General features: G+C 39.8%; 7 protein-coding genes. 3 read left to right on the top strand and 4 right to left on the bottom strand.

The annotated features are described in order from the left end of the window. Positions 1-317 precede the first annotated feature (317 nt). Complete coding sequence (locus ELS82_RS26500) at positions 318-479, top strand: hypothetical protein (protein ID WP_167489498.1); 162 nt, start codon at positions 318-320, stop codon at positions 477-479. 231 nt (positions 480-710) lie between these two features. Here ELS82_RS26500 and ELS82_RS23470 read toward each other — a convergent pair whose 3' ends face one another. The 4 genes from ELS82_RS23470 to ELS82_RS23455 all read right to left on the bottom strand — a co-directional run bounded on the left by ELS82_RS23470 (position 711) and on the right by ELS82_RS23455 (position 3083). Next, complete coding sequence (locus ELS82_RS23470; protein WP_134837589.1) at positions 711-1454, bottom strand: hypothetical protein; 744 nt, start codon at positions 1452-1454, stop codon at positions 711-713. Next, positions 1364-2071, bottom strand: a complete 708-nt coding sequence (locus ELS82_RS23465; RefSeq protein WP_134837588.1) for a PIN-like domain-containing protein — start codon at positions 2069-2071, stop codon at positions 1364-1366. The genes ELS82_RS23470 and ELS82_RS23465 overlap by 91 nt, the downstream gene beginning before the upstream one ends. A 135-nt stretch (positions 2072-2206) precedes the next feature. Then, positions 2207-2590: a hypothetical protein gene (locus tag ELS82_RS23460; protein WP_134837587.1), complete on the bottom strand. Its 384-nt coding sequence runs from the start codon at positions 2588-2590 to the stop codon at positions 2207-2209. Between the two features lie 286 nt (positions 2591-2876). Next, positions 2877-3083 carry a hypothetical protein gene (locus ELS82_RS23455; protein ID WP_244230869.1) on the bottom strand — a complete coding sequence of 69 codons (207 nt, stop codon included), beginning with the start codon at positions 3081-3083 and terminating at the stop codon, positions 2877-2879. A gap of 291 nt (positions 3084-3374) precedes the next feature. On the opposite strand from ELS82_RS23455, the gene ELS82_RS23450 reads away from it, so the two are divergent. Continuing rightward, positions 3375-3710: a hypothetical protein gene (locus ELS82_RS23450; protein ID WP_134837585.1), complete on the top strand. Its 336-nt coding sequence runs from the start codon at positions 3375-3377 to the stop codon at positions 3708-3710. Further along, positions 3707-4012 (top strand): hypothetical protein, encoded by a 306-nt coding sequence (locus ELS82_RS23445; RefSeq protein ID WP_134837584.1) that lies wholly within the window; start codon positions 3707-3709, stop codon positions 4010-4012. The genes ELS82_RS23450 and ELS82_RS23445 overlap by 4 nt, the downstream gene beginning before the upstream one ends. Positions 4013-4184 lie beyond the last annotated feature (172 nt).

The raw sequence follows: 4184 nt of genomic DNA, 5'->3' as shown, positions 1-4184 counted from the left end.
TAACGCCCAATTAAGTTGTGAGCAACGCTGCCACATTACCTAAGCACTTCACCGTAATCACTAAACTAATTGAAACCGAAAGCGCCGAGCGTTGCGAATCAGCTTGAATTGTTTGTTATGTTTTACCACAAACTCATGATTTAATTGAGAAAGAACTGCTATTTCTGACTAATTTTCCGAACTAAACCACAAGGCAGGAATAAGCTTAGCCACCAAAGGCGGTCAACCTAAAACCAGTAATTCCACTTCCCTGCCCAATGAGGCAACCCGACTAAGCTTCAACAAACGCCCTATTTTTCCAACCAAAGCGCAAAACAATGTTGAATTGCCGAGGCAACTACCAAGCTGAAATGCTGCTTGGTTATGAACCTGAAAGCGACTTAAAGCCAGTTACACAAACAGCCAACCGTCACGACCTGACAATGAAGCAACCCGCGAACATTGGCATGTTTTACGGGCTGAGAGATTCAAGAACTTAGGCCGACAATGCGGATTTGCTGAGTCTACTAGGGACTGTTTGCCAGAGGGACAAAGAACTAGAGCCTAAGACATTTAAGCCTTTGAAATACAAGTAAACATAACGCCCAATTAAGGGGTGAACAACGCCTCCCCCCATACCTAAAGCATTGTGCTATAAACACTAAATTTGAAGTAGAAGCAAAAATGCCAAGCGTTGTGAATCCCTCTTAAATTGCTTGTTAGGCTAAACTTTACACTAACTCGCCATCAACATTGATACCAAGGTTTAAAGATAAATCTTTGAGAACATCTCTTAGGCTACTATAATGCTGACCAGAATCTATATGTGATGAAAGATCATTACCATTTTCATCCTCTAGGCCGATAACTTGAAACATTCCCGATGCACCAATGTCATTACACGTTTCATAATCAGGATGAACAGTTACCCAGATGCTTTCGTTTCTAGGAACACCTGACCATTCAATGTCTCCGTGTTCTTCCTCTATTTGCTCAATACAAATATTGATCAAGTTCTCAGATTCACTTTGACCAAACTCATCAAAAAGAACTTCTTGAAGTTCATAAGGACCACCCCAAATATAGAAATACCCTCCTTCCCTTGACTCGTAAGGTAGATTATTTTCCGGAGGTTCATAGTTGGCAAAGAACCAGCTTTTCATATTTTCCAGTTTCTCATCGAGAGAATAAGTGTTGCCAGTTAAAAGGTGCGCCTTATTCACTGGCTTTATATGCTCCAACCACTCTACTCTTTGAACAGTGCCTTCGGAAGCTTCTAACACTTCTAGTAAATGTGACAAAGGGGCTATGTGAAAAGATTTACCATCAGAAACCGTTCGGTATTCATCAATCAGTTCATATCGAGCCTGAAAAGGTTTTTTGTCTATATTGTATTGCCAGTCTGGTTTGCCATCGGAGGAAATGAACACCAAATCTTTTTTATGTTTTTTCCTAACTCCAAAATAGAGTGCCAAACAATTAGGTCGCCTTCAGCATTATTTGTTTTAGACCCATCCTTATAGCCAGGAGGAAGTTTATTTTCTGAACGGTATTTGAAGTCTGCCTCTAATTTGTCATCTGTAATAACGTGCTGATAGACAACATTGTTATTGAATATTTCCGAGTACGCAGCACTTACTGGATCATTTCGCTCAAAACCAGATATTGTATCTAGGACTGATTTGATTTTCTCTTTAATTTTCTTTTCGGTTTCGCCAATAGATTTCTGAAGTTCAACAACTTCTTGGTAATCATCTATGTCAGAAAGCAACGGATAACGTTTAAGATCTCTTTGAGAGTTCGCCATTCTGCTTACACTTACATATATTTCGCCTAATTTTGCGGCTCTATTCTTTGCAAACTCACGCGCTACGTGAGCAGGAACGAATAGTTGTTCTTCACTCACTAATTTTTCATATGCACCAACAATTCCCTTTAACCCCTGTTTATTCACATTAAATGGGAATAAAAGTGTATTAGTGTCAAGAACTATAATACCGTTTTTTAATGAGTCTTCTAATGATGAAGTCTCTTTAGTAAAGATGCTTACAGCATCTGGAAAAATTTTTCCTAATATGTTGATTTTACTCACAACCTTCCTTGAAAATTTATTACACTCGCCGAGATATCTTGTTTAGCCTAACGCCGCATTAAGGTGTGAGCGACGCTTGGCTATACTTGAGCGAAGCGAAACTGCCAAGCGTTGCGAATCACTCTTAAATGCTTGTTATGTGCATCTGTCTAGCATGAACTGCCAGTCTTGTTTGGAAACCCAAGATTCAAAAACTTTAACCCTGTGATATCCCTTCTTGGTTAACGATGTAATACGAATATATCGCCTACCTGTGATTGACTTCTGATACCTCAATGCAGCAGGTATCCTAAACAAATACACCTCATCAGCATCCGCCGTTAGATTGCTTTCACACCTCCGCTTAGTGGATATGTATTGAATTACAGAACCTACAAGCACAAAGGCATAAGTAATTGCACTTTGCTCTACGGAAAAAACAAAGTCCATTATAAATAAGACTGCCACACCACCAAAAGCGGATGATAAACTGAAAGAAAGTGCTCGGGAATGAGCGATAAACTCGATTTGACGCATCATAGAACCTCCTTCCTCCATTGTTCACTAAAAATAGAGAAGCTAAAGTAGGATTCAATAAGCGATGCGAGTTTTCTCACAGTAAATCATGCACATAACGCCAAATTAAGGTGTGAACAACGCTAACACCCTAGCTAAACCATTGTGCCATAAACACTAAACTGCCTTGAAGTGAAAGCGCCGAGCGTTGTGAATCACTCTTAAATTTATTGTTATATGCGTACTTGAATATGAAAATACGACGTCTTTAAGTGGCACTTACCTACCTTTCAGACGATTCCCTATGTATTTACGAAAACATAGCATTGATAGCAGATACAATAAGGCCCAATGCTGGTGCAAACAAACATAGAATGGCAACAACGAAGAGTACGATAATACGCTTCCAAGACTTTGCTGCTTCTTGGGCAAATTTGACTGTAAACCAAGAATCCGAAGCAACTAACATCGCGTCTTCTTGCTGCGAATTGCTATTTCGTTTCTCATAGAGTGACATAAGTTCTATTCCTTCTACTGACGGAAGCATATAACGCCAAATTAAGTAGTGAGCAACGCTGCCACCTACCTAACGCATTGTGCCGTAAACACTAAAGCTGATTCAAACCAAAAATGCCAAGCGTTGCGAATCTGCTTAAATTTATTGTTAGCATGAACTGATTGCTTATACTAAGCCTTCAATGTAGATTAGCACCCTATAGTCAGTTACAAAGGGTTGCTTCCTATTTCTCTCAAAATTTTAAGTGCGTTAGCACAAAGCTCAAGTTCAAGTGGTAGCAGATCCACCACTATGAAGCCTCTATCATGGCTGCTAGGGCTTTTACTTACTGCAACTCTGGCTTTATTCACTTTTCCAAATAACCCCGTTCCTCAATGGGTATTGATTTGTCTTGTTGCGATGGATTTTCTAGCATTTGTACTTTTTGCATTTGCGTACCTTTTCTTTATGGTTAAAGATCCCGATGCACTCAGATCTGAAAAATTCAACATTGAAAAGATGGCTATTCAGCAAGGTATGACAGGCGATAGTGATCACGGAGTACTTGAAGAAAAAATAGTACCTTCAACCAAGCACAAAGAAATAGCGGCCACTGACACCTCATCTGGACAAGGTGGCAATTCATGAGAAGATTCATGGTAGCAGCGGAAAACTTGAGAGACCGCGACTTTATCAGTTACTTGGATAGTAATGACTTTGGATGGTGGCACTGGATTGACAATTTCTGGTTGATCACAATTGAGACTGATATTGAAATTTCAGCTGAAATACTACAAAACAAAGTAAATGAATTTTCTGACTCGCCTCGTAACATGGTAATTGAACTTCATGGCACACACTCATGGAGTGGTCATGGACCAAACAGCAGCAACGGCGGTCAAAACATGTTTGAATGGATGCATAATACGTTCGACAAAACTACTGAATAGCCACAAATTTGTGGCTATTTCATGCTAACGCCCAATTAACGTGTGAGCAGCGCAGACACTGAACTTGAATACTGCGCCGTAAACACTAAATTCAACCCGAATTGAGAGCGCCAAGCGTTGCGAATCACTGTTGAATTGTTTGTTATGTTTTACCACAAACATATGATTTACA

The sequence above is a fragment of the Vibrio ouci genome (assembly GCF_004551525.1).
Classification (GTDB): Bacteria; Pseudomonadota; Gammaproteobacteria; order Enterobacterales; family Vibrionaceae; genus Vibrio; species Vibrio ouci.
This window is presented reverse-complemented; position numbering and strand designations above follow the sequence as displayed.